8 protein-coding genes are annotated in these 16971 nt (G+C 34.7%); all 8 read left to right on the forward strand.

What is annotated here, in order from left to right; all coding sequences use genetic code 11:
- Window positions 1-59 precede the first annotated feature (59 nt).
- Window positions 60-3128: a SusC/RagA family TonB-linked outer membrane protein gene (locus tag PW52_RS02090; protein ID WP_082050805.1), complete on the forward strand. Its 3069-nt coding sequence runs from the start codon at window positions 60-62 to the stop codon at window positions 3126-3128.
- An 18-nt stretch (window positions 3129-3146) separates the two neighbouring features.
- On the forward strand, window positions 3147-4793 hold the full coding sequence (locus tag PW52_RS02095; RefSeq protein ID WP_044631236.1) for a RagB/SusD family nutrient uptake outer membrane protein: 1647 nt from the start codon (window positions 3147-3149) through the stop codon (window positions 4791-4793).
- Window positions 4794-4926: 133 nt separating this feature from the next.
- Complete coding sequence (locus PW52_RS02100; RefSeq protein ID WP_044631237.1) at window positions 4927-7260, forward strand: GH92 family glycosyl hydrolase; 2334 nt, start codon at window positions 4927-4929, stop codon at window positions 7258-7260.
- A complete protein-coding gene (locus tag PW52_RS02105) occupies window positions 7257-8564 on the forward strand; it encodes an alpha-L-fucosidase (protein WP_044631238.1) in 1308 nt (435 codons plus the stop codon). The genes PW52_RS02100 and PW52_RS02105 overlap by 4 nt, the downstream gene beginning before the upstream one ends.
- 88 nt (window positions 8565-8652) lie before the next feature.
- Window positions 8653-10290, forward strand: coding sequence for a sialate O-acetylesterase (locus PW52_RS17495; protein WP_165586743.1), 1638 nt, complete (start codon window positions 8653-8655; stop codon window positions 10288-10290).
- 20 nt (window positions 10291-10310) lie between these two features.
- Window positions 10311-14342, forward strand: a complete 4032-nt coding sequence (locus tag PW52_RS02120) for a hybrid sensor histidine kinase/response regulator transcription factor (RefSeq protein ID WP_044631239.1) — start codon at window positions 10311-10313, stop codon at window positions 14340-14342.
- 183 nt (window positions 14343-14525) lie between these two features.
- Window positions 14526-15620: a glycoside hydrolase family protein gene (locus PW52_RS02125; protein ID WP_044631240.1), complete on the forward strand. Its 1095-nt coding sequence runs from the start codon at window positions 14526-14528 to the stop codon at window positions 15618-15620.
- Between the two features lie 27 nt (window positions 15621-15647).
- On the forward strand, window positions 15648-16967 hold the full coding sequence (locus PW52_RS02130) for a sugar porter family MFS transporter (protein ID WP_044631241.1): 1320 nt from the start codon (window positions 15648-15650) through the stop codon (window positions 16965-16967).
- Window positions 16968-16971 lie beyond the last annotated feature (4 nt).

The raw sequence follows: 16971 nt of genomic DNA on the forward strand, positions 1-16971 counted from the left end.
CATTTAAGATTTAAGGAATACATCTAATTTGGCAACAACAACTAAACAAATAAGTATTTATGAAAACAATTAAACTAATGATGACAGTCATGGTTTTATGCCTAACCAGCATATCATGGGCTCAGACTAAAGTGTCTGGAACCGTAACCGATGACCAAGGTTTATCCTTACCTGGGGTAAACGTAATTGTAAAAGGTAGTAATACTGGAGCTGCAACAGATTTTGACGGTAATTTCCAGATTGCCGTTAATAATGGAGACGTTCTTGTGTTTACCTATTTAGGGTATGTTCGTAAGGAAGTTACTTTTACAGGACAAACATTTTTAAATGTGAAAATGCAAGAAGATGCCTCCGAACTCGATGAAGTAGTAGTAATTGGTTATGGCTCTGTTAAGCGAACCGATTTAACTGGTGCCGTCGCTTCAATAGGAACAAAAGAAATTACCCAGCAAAAGAAAACCGATTTAGGGCAAGCCTTACAAGGTCGTATTGCTGGTGTAGATGTAAGAACCACTAACAACAAACCAGGAGCACCTCTTTCTTTTGATATTAGAGGTAATACGGTTATTCAAAATAATGACGAAACCAGAGATGGTTTAAATTTTGATGGCGACTTGTCCAAACCGCTATTTGTTGTAGATGGTGTGTTTTTCGATGATATTAATATTTTAAATCCGTCCGATATTCAGCAGGTCGATATATTAAAGGATGCTTCTGCAACTGCAATTTATGGGTCGCGAGGAGCTAATGGTGTTGTAATAATAACAACAAAAAACGGAGTTGAAGGTATTACACGGTTTACTTACGAAGCTACTTTAGGTATAAACTCTGTAGCTAATAAACCAGATATGTTTACTGGTGATGAGTATGTCGCTTTTGTTGAAGATGTTTTACGAAGCAGCGCTTGGCAAGGACTTTTCGATTACGATACGCCTTATTACCCAACGGTTAGCGATTATAATAATGTTCCTATAGATTTTTCAGGAGAATTTAGATCTTCAAATGAAGAGGCCGATAACGTTGCCAACCGTCGTTATACCGATTGGCAAAACGATTATTTAAAAACCGGTATTCAAACCAGCCATACTATTGCCATGTCTGGTGGTAGCAATGGTCTAACCTATAACGGTTCTATCGGGTATTTAAGTAATGAAGGTGTTATGGGAATTGAAAAATTTGAACGTTACAACTTAAGCACTGCTATTACAAAAAAAGTGTCAGATAAGTTTACGGCAGGTTTAAAAGCCTATTTATCATTATCTGAAAGAGAAACCGGAAGTAACGAGCTATTTAGAAGTACACTTCGGTTAGCACCAACGGTTAATCCAAGAGATCCAGATGGAAACTTAATTTTATTTCCAGACGATCAAGATGGTAGGTTTACAAACCCATACTACGAAGCATATGAAGATGCTTGGTTAAATAATACCAGAGCTTTAGATGTTATAGCAAACGTATTTTTAAATTATACCCCTACAAAGTGGTTGAGTTTTAAAACGCAATTTGCACCAAATTTACGAACTACACGTCATGGGCAACAATTTGGTTTATTAACAAAATCTGCAAGAAATGACGAAACCCGAACACGTGCGTATTACGATGCTTTTTTCGATACCTCTTATACATGGGATAATATTGTAGATATGAATTTTGATGTTGCTGAGGGACACAATTTAAAAACCACTTTAATATCCTCTGTTTATTACAGACAGGATGAATACAGTAATATTGAAACCAGGAATTTCGACACCGATATTTATCAATATTACAATACTGCTGCTGGTTTAGATGTTAGAACATACGCAACAGACTACGAAAAAGAAACCTTGTCTTCTTTTGCAGGTAGATTAAACTATAGCTTAAACGATAAATATCTGTTCACTTTTACAGGTAGATACGACGGCTCTTCTAAATTAGCTGTTGGTCACGAATGGGCATTTTTCCCTTCGGCAGCATTTGCTTGGAAAGCCAGTGATGAAACATTTTTAAAAAATGTAGATTGGTTAAGTAACTTAAAATTACGTGTTAGTTATGGTGAGTCTGGTAACGATAATGTTATTGGACCATATCAATCTTTTGCATTTTTAAACGGAGCCGATTATGTTTTTGGAGAAGACCACTTAAATGGGGTGCAAGTAGCAGGATTAGCAAACCAAGAATTAACTTGGGAACGCTCTAAAGAAGTTAACGTAGGTATAGATTTAGCCGTAATTCAAAATAGAGTACGTTTAGGATTAGAAGTTTATAATAAGAAAACAGTCGATGCTATTTTAGGTAAAACGCTATCAGCTATTTCGGGTTATGGAACTGCAATTGGTAACTATGGTTCGGTAAGAAACAAAGGTGTTGAAATTACATTAAACACAACTAACGTTCAAACCGAAAATTTTAAATGGACAACCAGCTTAAACTACGCCCGTAATAAAAACGAAATTATTGAATTGGATGGCGATTTAGATAGTTATCCTTACGGAAATCACGGTGTTCGCGAAATAGGGCAACCAGTAGATGCTATTTATAGTTACCAGTTTGATGGTATATGGCAGCTCGATGAGGCTGCAGAAGCACACACCTATGGAGCCTTCCCAGGACAATGGAAATATGTAGACCAAAATGACGATGGTCTGCTTAATCAAGATGATAATGTTGTAATTGGTTCTATATCTCCCGATTGGATTGGAGGTATGACGAATACCTTCTCCTACAAAAACCTCGATTTAACAGTGCAAATGCATGCAAGATTTGGAGCTTATGGGCATTCGGAGTTCTATAACAACTTTGCGCCTTGGCAAAACGATAGAGCTAAGTTTAATAAAGTAGATTTAGATTATTGGTCGCCTAATAATCAAGGTGCCAAATATCCAGCAGCACAGTATGCATCAACAGGAAACGATTATTACGTAGATGTAGATTTTATTAAAATTGGTAATATAGGGTTAGGGTATAATTTTAATCAACCTATGCTAGATAAACTAAAAATGTCAAGTTTAAGGTTAACCTTAGATCTTCAAAATCCATTTACGTTTACAGATTATGCGGGGCCAGATCCAGAAACTGCACTAGGAAATACCTATAACGCAGGTTATATGATGAAAACGGTTTTATTCGGACTTAAGTTAGCTTACTAATTTTTAATTCTTAAACACATGAAAACAAATAAAAATATAAAATCAATAGTTATCATTCTTGCTGTAGCGTTTTGCTTTATTGCTTGCGACGATTTTATTCAAGAAGATGCATATTCAGATATTACGAGTGAAACTTTTATTAACGAAGATAATGCCGACCAACTTGTAATTGGGGTTTATACGGCTACACGAGCGGTTTACAGAAATCATGGCTATAAATTTGCTGGAACAGATATTTTTACCACAAAAAGCGAATTGTTTGCTTTTAGCAGTGCGAACGATTACAATAATTTTATAGCTCCAGAAACCAACGGCGTTTGGAGTGTAAATTATAACGTAATTGCAAAAGCAAATACAGCTATTAACCGTTACGAAAACCAAGTTAATTGGAGCGATACCAATTTAGAAGCAAAAGCCTATGGTATAGCTCAAGCACGAGCTTTAAGAGCATTGGCGTTTTTTAATTTAGTAGTACAATATGGTGGTGTAGTATTAGATCTGGAAGAACCTTTAAGTATTCGAAATGATTACACGCGTTCTACGGAAGAAGAAACGTTTAGCTTAATTATTAGCGAGTTGGAAGCTGCGATTCCAGATTTGGAGGCCGATCCTGAAATTGGTCGCTTATCAATTCGTGCAGCAAAACACTTACTATCTGAGGTGTATTTAACCAGAGCGTATAAAACTTTTGCCGGAACTAACGATTTTCAAACAGCTGCAGATTTAGCTGTAGAAGCTATTGATGGTTATGATATTAGAAACCAAACATTTGCTGAGGTGTTCGATTATGGTAATCAAATAAACGATGAAATTTTATTCGCAGCCCATTGGGAAAATAATGGTTTTGATGAAGATAGAAACAATAACAAGCATTCCTTATTTATGTATAATTTATTTGATTTGCCAGGTGTTAGCAGGTCAAATCAATACGGCGTACAAGGTGATGGCTTAATGATGACGCCATATTTCTATTCTTTATTTGCAGATAACGATACACGAGAAGATGCAACGATTCATCGCGTAATTTATGCCGACGAAGATTCGGCTTGGGAAGACGATATTATTATTCCTGGTGATACGGTTGTTTATTTCCCGAAAGAACCCATAGATATTGCAGAACTCACCGATAAGTTAGACAGATATTGGGTGTTCCAACCCGATGAATACTTGTGGGGAAAACCAGATGATATTCCAGATGTAAATTATACCTATTCTTCAAATCCGTATTTTATAAATTTTCCAATCATGAAAAAGTTTGATGACGAAATTTATAACGATCAAAATGGAGGTGCGAGAGATACTTTTATTTTTAGAATTGCAGAAACACATTTATTGGCTGCTGAAGCCTATTTAGGAGCAGGTAACACCACACAAGCGTTGTTTCATATAAATAGAGTTCGTGAACGCGCCACAGGCGATGTCGATTTTTATTCAACAATAAATTTAGATGTAATTTTAGAAGAACGCGCGCTAGAATTAGCAGGAGAAACCAATAGGTGGGCTTCGCTAAAGCGAATGGGGAAATTAGAAGAACGCATAGAGTTATACAACCCACATGTGGTAGATCATGGTGCTTTTGATGCTTCAAAGCATTTATTAAGACCAATACCAACAAGAGAAATTGCGTTGTCTCCTAATACTATGGATCAAAATCCTAATTATTAATAAAATAGAATTCAAATTTTGATTTTTGAGTTAGTTTTTTTAGTTTTTACAGGCAGACTTATTTGTCTGCCTGTTTTAAAAAAAATTAAGTTGCAATAAAATCAAGTTTCAATAATAAAAGAGTAATACGTTTATGAAGAACCTGTTTATATTTAAAAAAGTTATTCCTGTAATGTGCTTGATTTTTGCTTGGTTTTTGTCTTGCCAAAATACAAAGACAGAACAGGTTCAAAAAACAATCGAAACCGTAGATTATACGGCAAAAGTTTACCCGTGGTTAGACACCGAAAATTCCCGGTGGTTTTTCTTTTCTTCGGCATCCAGACCCTTTGGTATGGTAAATTTAAGCCCAGACACGCAAATTGGTGGTGCTTGGGGTAGTGGTTATCGATATAAAACTGATACTATAAAAGGCTTTAGCCATATTCATGCGTGGCAAATGGCGGGTGTGTCAGTTATGCCTGTTACAATTTCACAAACAGAAAAAAGTAAAATATATCAGGACTTTTATTCAAAATTTAGCCACGAAACCGAAACTGTAAACCCTGGCTTTCATCAAGTGCAATTAAATCGTTATAATATTTCTGCAAAACTAACCAGTACAACTCGGGTTGGTTTGCATGAATATAGTTTTCCAAATACCCAACAATCGGCGATATTATTCAATTTAAATACAAAACTTGGGCCTTGTAAAAACGAAAATGGTGATTTAAAACAAGATTCTGTTCGTGAGCTTTCGGGAAGTGTTACCATGACAAAAACAGGACGAAGGCCTAAACCTATTACTGTATTTTTTAAGGTTAAATTGAATACCGATATTGATGCTATTGAAAAAGATAAAAAAACGGGAAATTATTTAATTACACTCAACGATGTTAGTAAACCAGTGCTTATGAAGCTTGGTATATCTTACACGTCTACAAAAAATGCCGAATTAAACATAAACGAAGAACTTCCAGATTGGGATTTTAATAAGGTTGTTGAGGCCTCTAAAAAACAATGGAACGATTTATTAGGTAGAATTGAAATTCAAGGCGGAACAGATGAAAGCCAATCCCGATTTTATACCGATTTGTGGCATGCGTTACAAGGGCGTCGCATTATTAGCGATGTAAATGGTGCTTATCCGGATTTAACTGGAGAAGATTTTAAAATAGGACAATTACCATTAAACGCCCATGGAAAACCTAAATTTAATCATTATAATTCCGATTCTTTTTGGGGAGCTCAATGGACTTTAAACACGCTTTGGGGCTTAGTTTATCCAGAAATTATGGAAGAATTTGTGCATTCCTTAATGCAATATTATAACGATGGTGGTTTGGTGCCTCGTGGTCCCTCAGGTGGTAATTATACTAATGTTATGACGGGAGCTTCGTCGACACCATTTATAGTTTCAGCCATCCAGAAAGGCATTATAAAAAACGATTTAGAGTTTATTTATCAGGCTTTAAAAAAGAACCATATGTTAGATGGAATTATGGCAAAATCGGGCTATGAACACCATACTTTTGAGGGTGGCGGATTAAAATATTATATAAATCAAGGTTACGTGCCTTACCCGTTGCCCGATGGTAAATTTGGTATACATGAAGATGGTGCTAGCATGACTTTAGAGTATGCATACCAAGACTATACTTTGGCTCAATTAGCTAAAAAGTTGAATCATGAAAGTGATTATAATTATTTTATAAATCGGTCTAAAAATTATAAAAATGTTTTTGATGTTGAAACCGGTTGGGTACGTCCAAAAAATGTAAAAGGCCAATGGAAAAAACATTTCGATCCGTTTCAAGTAGAACATGGCTTTATAGAGTCTAACGCAGCGCAAGCAAGTTGGTTTGTGCCACACGATATTAATGGTTTGGCAGAATTAATGGGAGGTGTTTTTAATGCTTCAGAGAAACTAAACGAACAATTTAAAACGGCCGAAAAACAAAATTTTGCAGCTGGAAATTCGCATGCTCAAGAGTCGCATCCCGAGTATAGTCGTGTGCCCATAAATTTTGGAAATCAGCCATCAATACAAACATCTTTTATATTTAATAAATTAAATCGTCCAGATTTAACGCAGTTCTGGACACGACAGGTTGCTACTAAAACTTTTGGAGGTTTAAGCCCGAAAGTTGGGTATTTTGGCGACGAAGATCAAGGTTTAATGGGAAGTTTAAGTGTGTTGCTTAAAATGGGACTATTTCAGTTAAATGGTGGCACCGAAGAAAACCCAGAGTATCAAATAGGAAGCCCAGTTTTTAACCAAGTTACTATTCATTTAAATTCAAATTACTATAAAGGTGATAAGTTTGTTATTACAAGTGAAAATAACAGTGAGTCAAATGTATATGTAGCTAAAGTAGCGTTAAATGGCACAGAAATAAAAGATTTTTCAATAAAACATAATGATATTGTTAAAGGCGGAAATCTGCATTTAGAAATGACTAACCAATCTAAAAATTTAAGCGAATGAATCGTTCCGGGAAAATTTCAATTTTACTAATAGTTTTAATTGTGTTTTCATCATTTGCACAGCTAAAAAACAAGCCAGAACTCAATGAGAAGTTTATGGACATGGGCTTTGGTATTTTTATTCATTGGAGTATGGATTCCCAGTTAGGAAGTGTTATTAGTCACTCCATGGTTGGTGCTTCCGAAGATTATGTAAATCGGTATATGAACGAATTACCAAAAACATTCTATCCAAATAAATTCGATCCTGATGAATGGGCGCGACTTTTTAAACTCACAGGTGCCGAATATGTAATGTTTACAACTAAGCATCATAACGGATTTTGCATGTGGGATACCAAAACCACCAGTTTTAATATAATGAATACACCTTACGGGAAAGATATTACTGGTATGTTGGTGAAATCGTTACGCAAATTTGGTTTAAAAGTAGGGTTTTACTTTTCTCCAGAAGATTTTAGTTTTATTCATAAACAAGGGCATTTAATTTCAAGAAAAGGCGAGATGACCCAAACCACAGAAAATGAAGCCTTATTTGAATATGATAAAAAACAACTAGACGAATTATTTACAAAATATGGTAAAATAGATTTAGCATTTTTCGATTCGTTTTCAAAGAAAAATATAGTGCAATATGTTCATGAAAAATATCCTGATATTGTTGTAACTCGTGGCGAAATGCAAACGCCTGAGCAAAAAATACCAGATGGCGCTATGGAAGGGCCCTGGGAAACCTGCATGACAATGGGAACCCAATGGCAGTACAAACCAACAAACGAAACCTATAAATCGGGCACCGAATTAATTGAAAAACTAATTGAAATTAGAGCCAAAGGCGGTAACTTTTTACTAAATATTGGACCGAAGCCAAACGGCGAAATTCCTATTGAACAAGAAGAACGATTACGCGAAGTAGCCTTATGGATGTTTGTTAATAACGAAGGCATAAAAAACATTAGGCCAGCGCCACACAAAATTAAAGACGGCGACCTTTGGTTTACACAAAACGAAAAAGAAAATGCGGTTTATGTTTTTATTACCGACCAAAAAGGCGAATGGTTTAAAGGGTTTAGACGAAATTTTTTAATTAAATACTTAAAGGCAACTCCTAAAACTACAATCTCCGTTTTAGGACAAAACGATAAAGTAGTAGAGTATTGGCCAGAAAACAACCCAGAATCGCGGTTTATTCAGCATAATAAAGGTTTAGAAATTTCTATAAGTAGAGCACATCGGGTGTATAATAATAAAATTTGGCCCAATCCAGTTGTTGTAAAACTTACTAATGTGGAATTTACAGAATAATGAAACTGCAAAGTTTGAAGAATATTAAGATCTTAAATTGTAATTATTGAATAAAGTTCTATTTTTAAGTCCACTATTTTAATATTTCATGAAAATTTTACAAAAATGTACCTTTTGGTTAGCCTTAAGTTTAACCGGAATTTTAGTTGCGCAACAAAATAATAAAACGGTAATCGATTTATGGCCAGAATCTGTGCCAGGACAAATCGAAGCAAAACAGCAGTCTGTTGTAAGTGAAAATACATCTGGTAATGTTATGCGATTGGCTAAAGTAACACAGCCAACTTTAACCGTTTTTAAACCCGAAAAACCAAATCAGTCTGGTGCTGCAGTTATTGTTTGTCCTGGAGGTGGTTATGGTATTTTAGCCATAGATAAAGAAGGTTGCGAAATTGCTGAATGGTTAAATCAATTGGGGTATACGGCCTTTGTTTTGCAATATCGAGTGCCAAAAAATAGAGCAGGTGCTATTCAAGATGTGCAACGGGCAATAAAAGTTGTAAGAAGTAAGGCTGAATTATATAAATTAAATACCAATAAAATTGGAGTCTTAGGGTTTTCGGCCGGAGGGCATTTAGCCGCAAGAGCGTCAATTAATTATAATATTGAAACTTACTCTAAAATAGATGAAGTCGATGATTTTTCGCCACGCCCAAACTTTACTATGCTTATTTATCCAGCGTATTTAGATAGCGGAGAGGACAGAACTATTAGTCCTGAATTTCAATTTAACGACTTTACGCCACCTTGTTTTGTATTTGGTACAGTAGATGATCCTTACGGAAATAGCGCATTAGAAATTACCAAAGCACTTCGAGATAAAAAAGTGCCTGTCGAGCTTCATATGTTGGCTAAAGGCGGTCATGGTTACGGATTACGAAAAGGAAATAATGCAGCAAAAACTTGGCCTAAATTGGCTGAGTCTTGGCTTGATAAGCTGGTTAATTCGATGCAAATTGCAAAATACGAGCGGAAATTAAATTTCCCAAAAACCGAAGTAAAAGCAGCTAATTTACCCGAAAAGAAAGATGTTTGGGTGTTTTTTTTAGCAGGACAATCAAACATGGCGGGGCGTGGTTTTATCGAACCAAACGATACCATCCCTAATTCTAGAATTTTAACCATTAATAAATCAAATACCATTGTTTTGGCTAAAGAACCATTACATTTTTATGAGCCAAAAATGGCTGGGTTAGATTGTGGTGTTTCGTTTGCAAGAACTCTTTTAAAAGAAATTCCGGAGCATGTTTCAATATTACTAATACCAACAGCAGTAGGAGGAAGCAGCATATCAAAATGGATAAATGATGAGGAACATAGAACAGTAAAACTCTTCACTAATTTTAAAGCAAACATGGACTTCGCCAAAACATACGGAACGGTAAAAGGTGTATTATGGCATCAAGGTGAAAGCGATGCTAATAAAAATGGTATTAAAAATTATGATAAAAATTTAAATAGACTTTTTAAATCCTTTCGGAAGGCGGCCGGTAATAAAAACCTACCAATTATTTTGGGAGAATTAGGAGGTTTTAGGACAGATAGTGAAACTTGGAAAGCTATGAATATGATAATTCATAATTATGCCGAAAAGCATAAATATACCGAAGCGGTTTCAACGGAAGACCTTACAGATCGAGGCGATAATTTACATTTTAACTCCATAAGTGAGCGTAAATTAGGAGAACGATTCGCAAAAACATTTTTAAATATGCAGCCTAAATGATTTGAAAATTATTACCAACTATGCTAAACCGTTTTCTATTTTATATTTTTTTACTAATTACTTGTTCAATTAATGCTCAGGATATTAAATTCGAGCATTATAACGATAAAGGTGGGCTGTCTCAAAACTCCGTACGCCACATTGTTCAAGATAAACAAGGGTTTTTGTGGATTGGTACTTTCTCTGGATTAAACAGGTTCGATGGCTACGAATTTAAAACCTATTTAAGTAATTCGGGAGACAAAAATAGCATCAATAATAACGATATTACCGCTTTAAAATATGATGAAAACAATAATTGGTTGTGGATTGGAACAAGAAACGGCTTAACACAACTTAATTTAAATACCTATAAATTTACCACATATTTAAATCAACCTGAAGCAGCAAATAGTTTGCCCGATAATGAAATTAGGTCGGTTTATATCGACCGTTTTAATAGAGTTTGGGTTGGAACAAAAGATCATGGTTTATATTGGTTTTATGTTGAAGAAAACCGATTTGAAAAGGTAAACTTGCCGAATTTTAACTATATAAAAGAAATTTTTGAAGACAACGAAGGTAATATTTGGATTGGTAGTTACGGTACAGCTTCTGTTGCTAAAATAGTATTAAATAACAATGGTGAAATTCAGAAAACAGCAACTTATACCATTCAAAACAAAAACACTTCAGAAAACAACCCATATTTAAATTTTATATATCAAGATGAAGCAGCCAATTTATTTGTAGGCACGCGTAACGGGGTTTATAAATTAAGTAAGTCTGAAAATAAATTTGAACATTTAGAAGTTCGAAATAAAGAATTAAGCGAAGCTCTCGGCTCTTATTTTATATCTGTATCGCAAGCCCCAGATGGCAAATATTGGGTTGGTACAATTGGTGGATTATTGGTTTGTGATAAGTTAGAAGATATTCAAGAAGGCCACTTTAAACACTATTTTGCCGATTTAACTAATTACACATCATTGGTAGATAATTTGGTGACCTCATTGTTTTTTGATGCTTCGGGCGTGCTTTGGATTGGTACAGAAAACGGACTCGATAAATACGATCCATTTCAAAACCAGTTTTATTTAAATAAAGATATTTCAAAATACATTGGCAATCAAGTGCCATGGATTCGTGGTTTTTCAAAAACATATAACAACAACTTAATTGTTGCTACAAGGCATAACGGTTTGTTTGTTTTTAGCGATTTCGGGTTTAAACCTTTATATCATGGTAATTATGATATTGCAAGTATTTACACCATTAATGGAACCGTGTTTTTTTGTGGGTTATGGAATGGTAAACTTTTAGTTTATAATTATTTAAATAGTACGGCAAAAGTAGTTGATGTAGGTTTTAATGACACCCCAATTGTGGCGTTCGAACGTTTAGGAAACAACCAACTTATTGTAGGTTCTTTTGGCGAAGGGGCTATTAAAATAAATACTAACAATTTAAAACCTGTTATTAGCGGAGACCACTTGTTGCAAACGGGAGATATTAACGAAATTCTTCTTGGGAAAAACAATGAAGTTTGGTTTGCTACCGAAGGTGGATTAATAAAGTACAATCTAAAAACAAAAACTCAAGAGCATTTTTTGGCTGCAACAGATCAAAAATCAGGGTTGCCACACGTTAATGTAAGTGATATTATTTTCGATAAAAACGATGTGCTTTGGGTGGCAACTAGGCAAGGACTTTGTTATTTCGATAAAACTAAAAACAAGTTTGTTCAACCAGAAGAACCTGCTGCTTTAACCGAAAATTGGATTACAGATTTATTAGTCGATTCTAATAATAATTTATGGTTAAATGTTAACAATAATAGTGTAGCGCGTTATAATTTTAAAGCAAATAGTTACAATGCATATCGGGTTGATAGTGGTAATCGATTAGATTATTATAGTCCCAAAGGTTTTTTTAGTAAAGGTGCTTCAAATATTTATTTGGGTGGTAAAAACGGCGTTATTCATTTTTCTCCAGAAGCCTTAAATATTAATAAACTGGCACCTAAACCAATAATAACCGAAATAAAAGTACAAAACGAAATTGTAATTCCTGGTAAAGAAATAAACGGTAAAATTCCATTAGAAAAAGATTTTAACGAAACTCAAATTTTGGAGTTAGATTATAATATTCGAAACTTTTCTTTTCAATTTTCTACACCGTCATACACTAACCAATTACTAAATCAATTTCAATACAAATTAAATGGTTTCGATAAAGATTGGGTAACCACAACCAGTAATTCGCGTACTATTCAATACACCAATTTATTTCCTGGTGAGTATCAATTTCAGTTAAAAGCAAGTAATAGCGATGGTGTTTGGAGCGCGATAAAATCATATCAAATAAAAATTAATAAGCCCTTTTGGTTAACATATAAAGCCTTAGTGTTGTTTTTATTATTAATTGGGCTAATTACTTATTTTATTAGGCGCGAGGTTAAAAATAGAATGCGACTAAAACAGGAGTTAGTAACCGAAAAAGTAAATCGGGAGCGCGACGTTAAATTAAACAACGAAAAATTAAGGTTTTTCACTAATATTTCGCACGAGTTACGCACACCATTAACCTTAATTTTAGGGCCGGCTAAACAGCTGTTAGAAGATAAAGAAATTAATAGCACAAGCTACCAAAAAAGTCGTTTCCAACTTATACATCAAAATGCAAGCAGATTGTTAAATTTGGTTAATCAAGTGCTCGATTTTAGAAAAGCACAAACTGGAGAACTAAAATTGAAAGTAACAAAAACCAATGTTATTCAATTTACTCAAAACACCTTCGATTCCTTTAAAGAATTCGCATATAATAAAAATATTCATTTTAATTTTAATACCGAAATTGATGCGATTTCGGGTTGGTTAGATAAAGATAAGTGCGATAAAATTCTATATAATTTATTATCGAATGCCATAAAGTTTACTCAAAAATATGGCCATGTCGATTTGTTTGTAGGTTTTAAAAATAACGATAAAACGCATTTAATTATAGAAGTTTCCGATGATGGTATCGGAATACCCAAAAAAAGCCAAGAAAAAATATTTAATCGTTTTTATCAAGCTACAAATAGTAAAGAAAATAATACAGGTTCAGGTATTGGTTTGTCTCTTGTAAAGGCGCTAGTTGATTTGCATAAAGGAGAAATTTCTGTTAAAAGTAAACCTAAAACAGGTAGTGTTTTTACAGTTTTATTGCCAATAACGCGCGATTTTTATAGTGAAGATGAAGTGTTCGAAATAGAAAAAAATGAAGAAAATTTTGTCCCTTTTAATGATAAAACACCAAAAAATCTATCAACTAATACGGAGATAAAACAAAAGATTTTAGTAATAGAAGATAATTTAGAACTCCGAAATTATTTAATCGATTACCTCTCGGATTACTATCAGGTTTTTGAAGCCGAAAACGGAGAAGAAGGTTTGCAGTTATGCCGAAAAATAAAACCTATTTTATGTGTTGCAGATGTTATGATGCCTGTAAAAGATGGTTTAGAGTTCTGCAAAGAACTAAAAAACGACGAATCTATAAGTCACATTCCAGTAATATTATTAACGGCGCTTTCCGAAAACGAAGATAAAGTGCGTGGTTTCGATTTAGGAGCCGATGGCTATTTGGTAAAACCATTCGATCCAGCCTTATTAAAATCTAGAATTTCAAATATTGTAAAAACAAGGTTCGACTTAAAAGCCAAATTTTCTGGAGATACCGATAGCGAAATTAGTTTACTAGTTAATTCTCCTATCGATGAAGCCTTCATGGAAAAATTGGCAAATATTATAGATAATAATATTGAAAATCCCGATTTAACCACAAGCTATTTATGCGATAAACTTGGGGTAAGTTCATCGAAATTATATCGGAAAATAAAAGCATTAACCGATTTGTCACCAAATGAATTTATTCGAACCGTTCGATTAAAAAAATCGGCTCAATTATTAAAAACAAAAAAATACAACGTATCAGAGGTTACTAACCTAGTTGGGTTTAACGATCCCTTATATTTTAGCAGGCGTTTTAAACAGCAATTTGGTTTTCCACCAAGCCAGTTGTTAAAGTAATTAAAAACTATAAATTTTTTAAAGCTAAAAATCCTTAAACTAATACAAAATCAACGATTAGCCGTGGTTATTAGTGTTGTTCGGTTAAATGAGCAATAGTTTATACGCTATGGTTCATATTTTATATCAATAACATGCCATAGTTTATATCATTGTATCTAAACTAAATCAAGACATATTTTAATGACAAATGTGAAATATTTAATTTTATTTTTCTTCGGAATTTTTGCCTGTAACGCGCAAAATATAATCTATGATAATTTAAATGAAGCACCTGTTGATGGCGGTTTGCAAATGGACGATTATTGGGTTTGGGGAAGCTCGGTTATAAAAGGAGACGATGGTTTATATCACATGTATGCGTCGCGTTGGCCACATTATTTGCCATTTCACCCCGGTTGGATGGTTGCTTCAGAAATTGTTCATGCCACATCAAAAACACCAGAAGGGCCATATAAATTTCAAGATGTTGCTTTAGGTAGTCGTGGTGCTCAATTTTGGGATGGTCGCTCATGCCACAATCCTAAAATTGTAAAACATAACGATACTTATATTTTGTATTACATGGGCTCTACACATCCTTTCGAAGAAGTTAATCACGACAATTTAGAGGAATTCGATTTAAAAAGTAAATGGTGTATTGCTGCACGTTGGGGTAAACGTGTTGGTGTCGCAACATCTAAGAGTCCGTTTGGACCTTGGGAACGACTCGATGCACCTATTCTAGAAGTAGAACCTAATAGTTATTACAGCTTTTTAACCTCAAATCCATCACCATTAATTAAAGATGATGGCTCTGTGGTGCTTTTATTTAAAGGTAGAAGTTATCAAGAGGATGGGATTACACATAGCGACATGAGTATAGGTGTTGCAACAGCGCCTTCGTTTGATGGTGAATATACTGTTGTAGGAACAAAGCCTTTGTTTTCTATGGAACATTTGGGCGAGGTTGAAGATCCGCATTTATGGAGCGATAATAACGGATTTCATTTAGTTGCAAAAGATCAACGCGGATTAATAACAGGAGGTAAAGGCGATGGTTTATTAGCACATTCAAAAGATGGCATTCATTGGGAAGTAGATAAATCGGCAAGAGCCTATACTAAAACCGTAAAATGGAATAACGGAAAAACAATAAAACAAGGTCAATTAGAACGCCCGTTTGTATTTACAGAAAACGGCGTGCCAACGCATATTTTCTTTGCCACTATGGATGGTCCTGGTGGTTTTAGCAACGGTACAAAAACTTGGAATATGGTTATTCCTTTAAAACAGTAATTAAAAATCAACTAAAATATATTATAAATGGATAGAAAAATATTAATCTGGTCAATTACAGCAGCACTTGCTGGTTTTTTATTCGGTTTCGATGTAGTCGTTATTTCGGGAGCCGATAAAAAATTACAAGCCTTATGGGGGTCGTCTGAAGCTTTTCACGGTATTGTAGTTATGGGAATGGCACTTTGGGGAACTGTTATTGGTGCTATTTTTGGCGGTTGGCCAACTAATAAATACGGACGAAAAAACACGCTTATCGTAATTGGTGTGTTGTTTGCAGTTTCGGCAATTGCTTCGGCTTTGGCTAACGATCCGTATGTATTTGCTTTTGCACGTTTTATTGGCGGGTTAGGAGTAGGAGCTTCAACCATTGCGGCGCCTGCTTATATTTCAGAAATTGCACCGGCTAAAGATCGTGGACGCTTGGTAGCTATGTACCAATTCAATATTGTTTTTGGTATCATGATTGCTTATGCTTCAAATTATTTATTAAGTGATATTGGTGAAAACGATTGGCGTTGGATGCTAGGTGTAGAAGCTATTCCTGCGGTATTGTATATTTTATTTGCGTTGCAAGTGCCTAAAAGTCCACGTTGGTTACTTTCAAAAAATAGAGAAGCCGAAGCTAGAGAAGTTTTTGAAATGATAGAACCTTCTGCAAACATCGATGAACTTATTAACGAACATCATGTACATGCAGCAAAAAGCGATAAAACCGAAACTATTTTTATAAAAAAATACAGGTTTCCTTTAATGTTGGCTTTCTTAATTGCGTTTTTTAATCAATTTTCAGGAATAAATGCTGTGTTGTATTATGCGCCACGTATTTTTGAAGCTGCCGGATTGGGCGAAAACTCGGCTTTATTAAATAGTATTGGTTTAGGGGTTACAAATTTATTATTCACGTTGTTAGGTGTGTTTTTAATAGATAAACTAGGCCGTAAAACACTTATGTACATTGGTTCTTTGGCCTATATTGTATCGTTAAGTTTATTATCTGCTGCTTTTTTCCTTGAATGGACAGGAATGGTGGTGCCATTTTTCTTGTTTCTATTTATTGCGGCCCATGCCGTTGGTCAAGGAGCCGTTATTTGGGTGTTTATTTCAGAAATTTTCCCAAATCATTTAAGAGCTTCGGGGCAGGCCTTTGGTAGTTCAACGCATTGGGTGTTGGCTGCATTAATTCCATCGTTATTCCCGTTATTATTAAAAGTTGCTGGTGGTGGCTTGGTGTTTTTAGTTTTTGCAGCTATGATGATTTTACAATTGCTTTTTGTTGCCTTTATGATGCCAGAAACCAAAGGGAAAACCTTAGAGGAATTGGAAGACTTGATGCTAAAAAAATAAGCAA

The sequence above is a fragment of the Neotamlana sedimentorum genome (assembly GCF_000943565.1).
Taxonomy (GTDB): Bacteria; Bacteroidota; Bacteroidia; order Flavobacteriales; family Flavobacteriaceae; genus Neotamlana; species Neotamlana sedimentorum.

Excerpts from the sequence above, each read along its gene's own strand:
- PW52_RS02130 (WP_044631241.1), top strand. The coding sequence starts at position 15,648 with ATGGATAGAAAAATATTAATCTGGTCAATTACAGCAGCACTTGCTGGT.
- PW52_RS17495 (WP_165586743.1), top strand. The coding sequence starts at position 8,653 with ATGAAAATTTTACAAAAATGTACCTTTTGGTTAGCCTTAAGTTTAACC.
- PW52_RS02095 (WP_044631236.1), top strand. The coding sequence starts at position 3,147 with ATGAAAACAAATAAAAATATAAAATCAATAGTTATCATTCTTGCTGTA.
- PW52_RS02090 (WP_082050805.1), top strand. The coding sequence starts at position 60 with ATGAAAACAATTAAACTAATGATGACAGTCATGGTTTTATGCCTAACC.
- PW52_RS02125 (WP_044631240.1), top strand. The coding sequence starts at position 14,526 with ATGACAAATGTGAAATATTTAATTTTATTTTTCTTCGGAATTTTTGCC.
- PW52_RS02105 (WP_044631238.1), top strand. The coding sequence starts at position 7,257 with ATGAATCGTTCCGGGAAAATTTCAATTTTACTAATAGTTTTAATTGTG.
- PW52_RS02120 (WP_044631239.1), top strand. The coding sequence starts at position 10,311 with ATGCTAAACCGTTTTCTATTTTATATTTTTTTACTAATTACTTGTTCA.
- PW52_RS02100 (WP_044631237.1), top strand. The coding sequence starts at position 4,927 with ATGAAGAACCTGTTTATATTTAAAAAAGTTATTCCTGTAATGTGCTTG.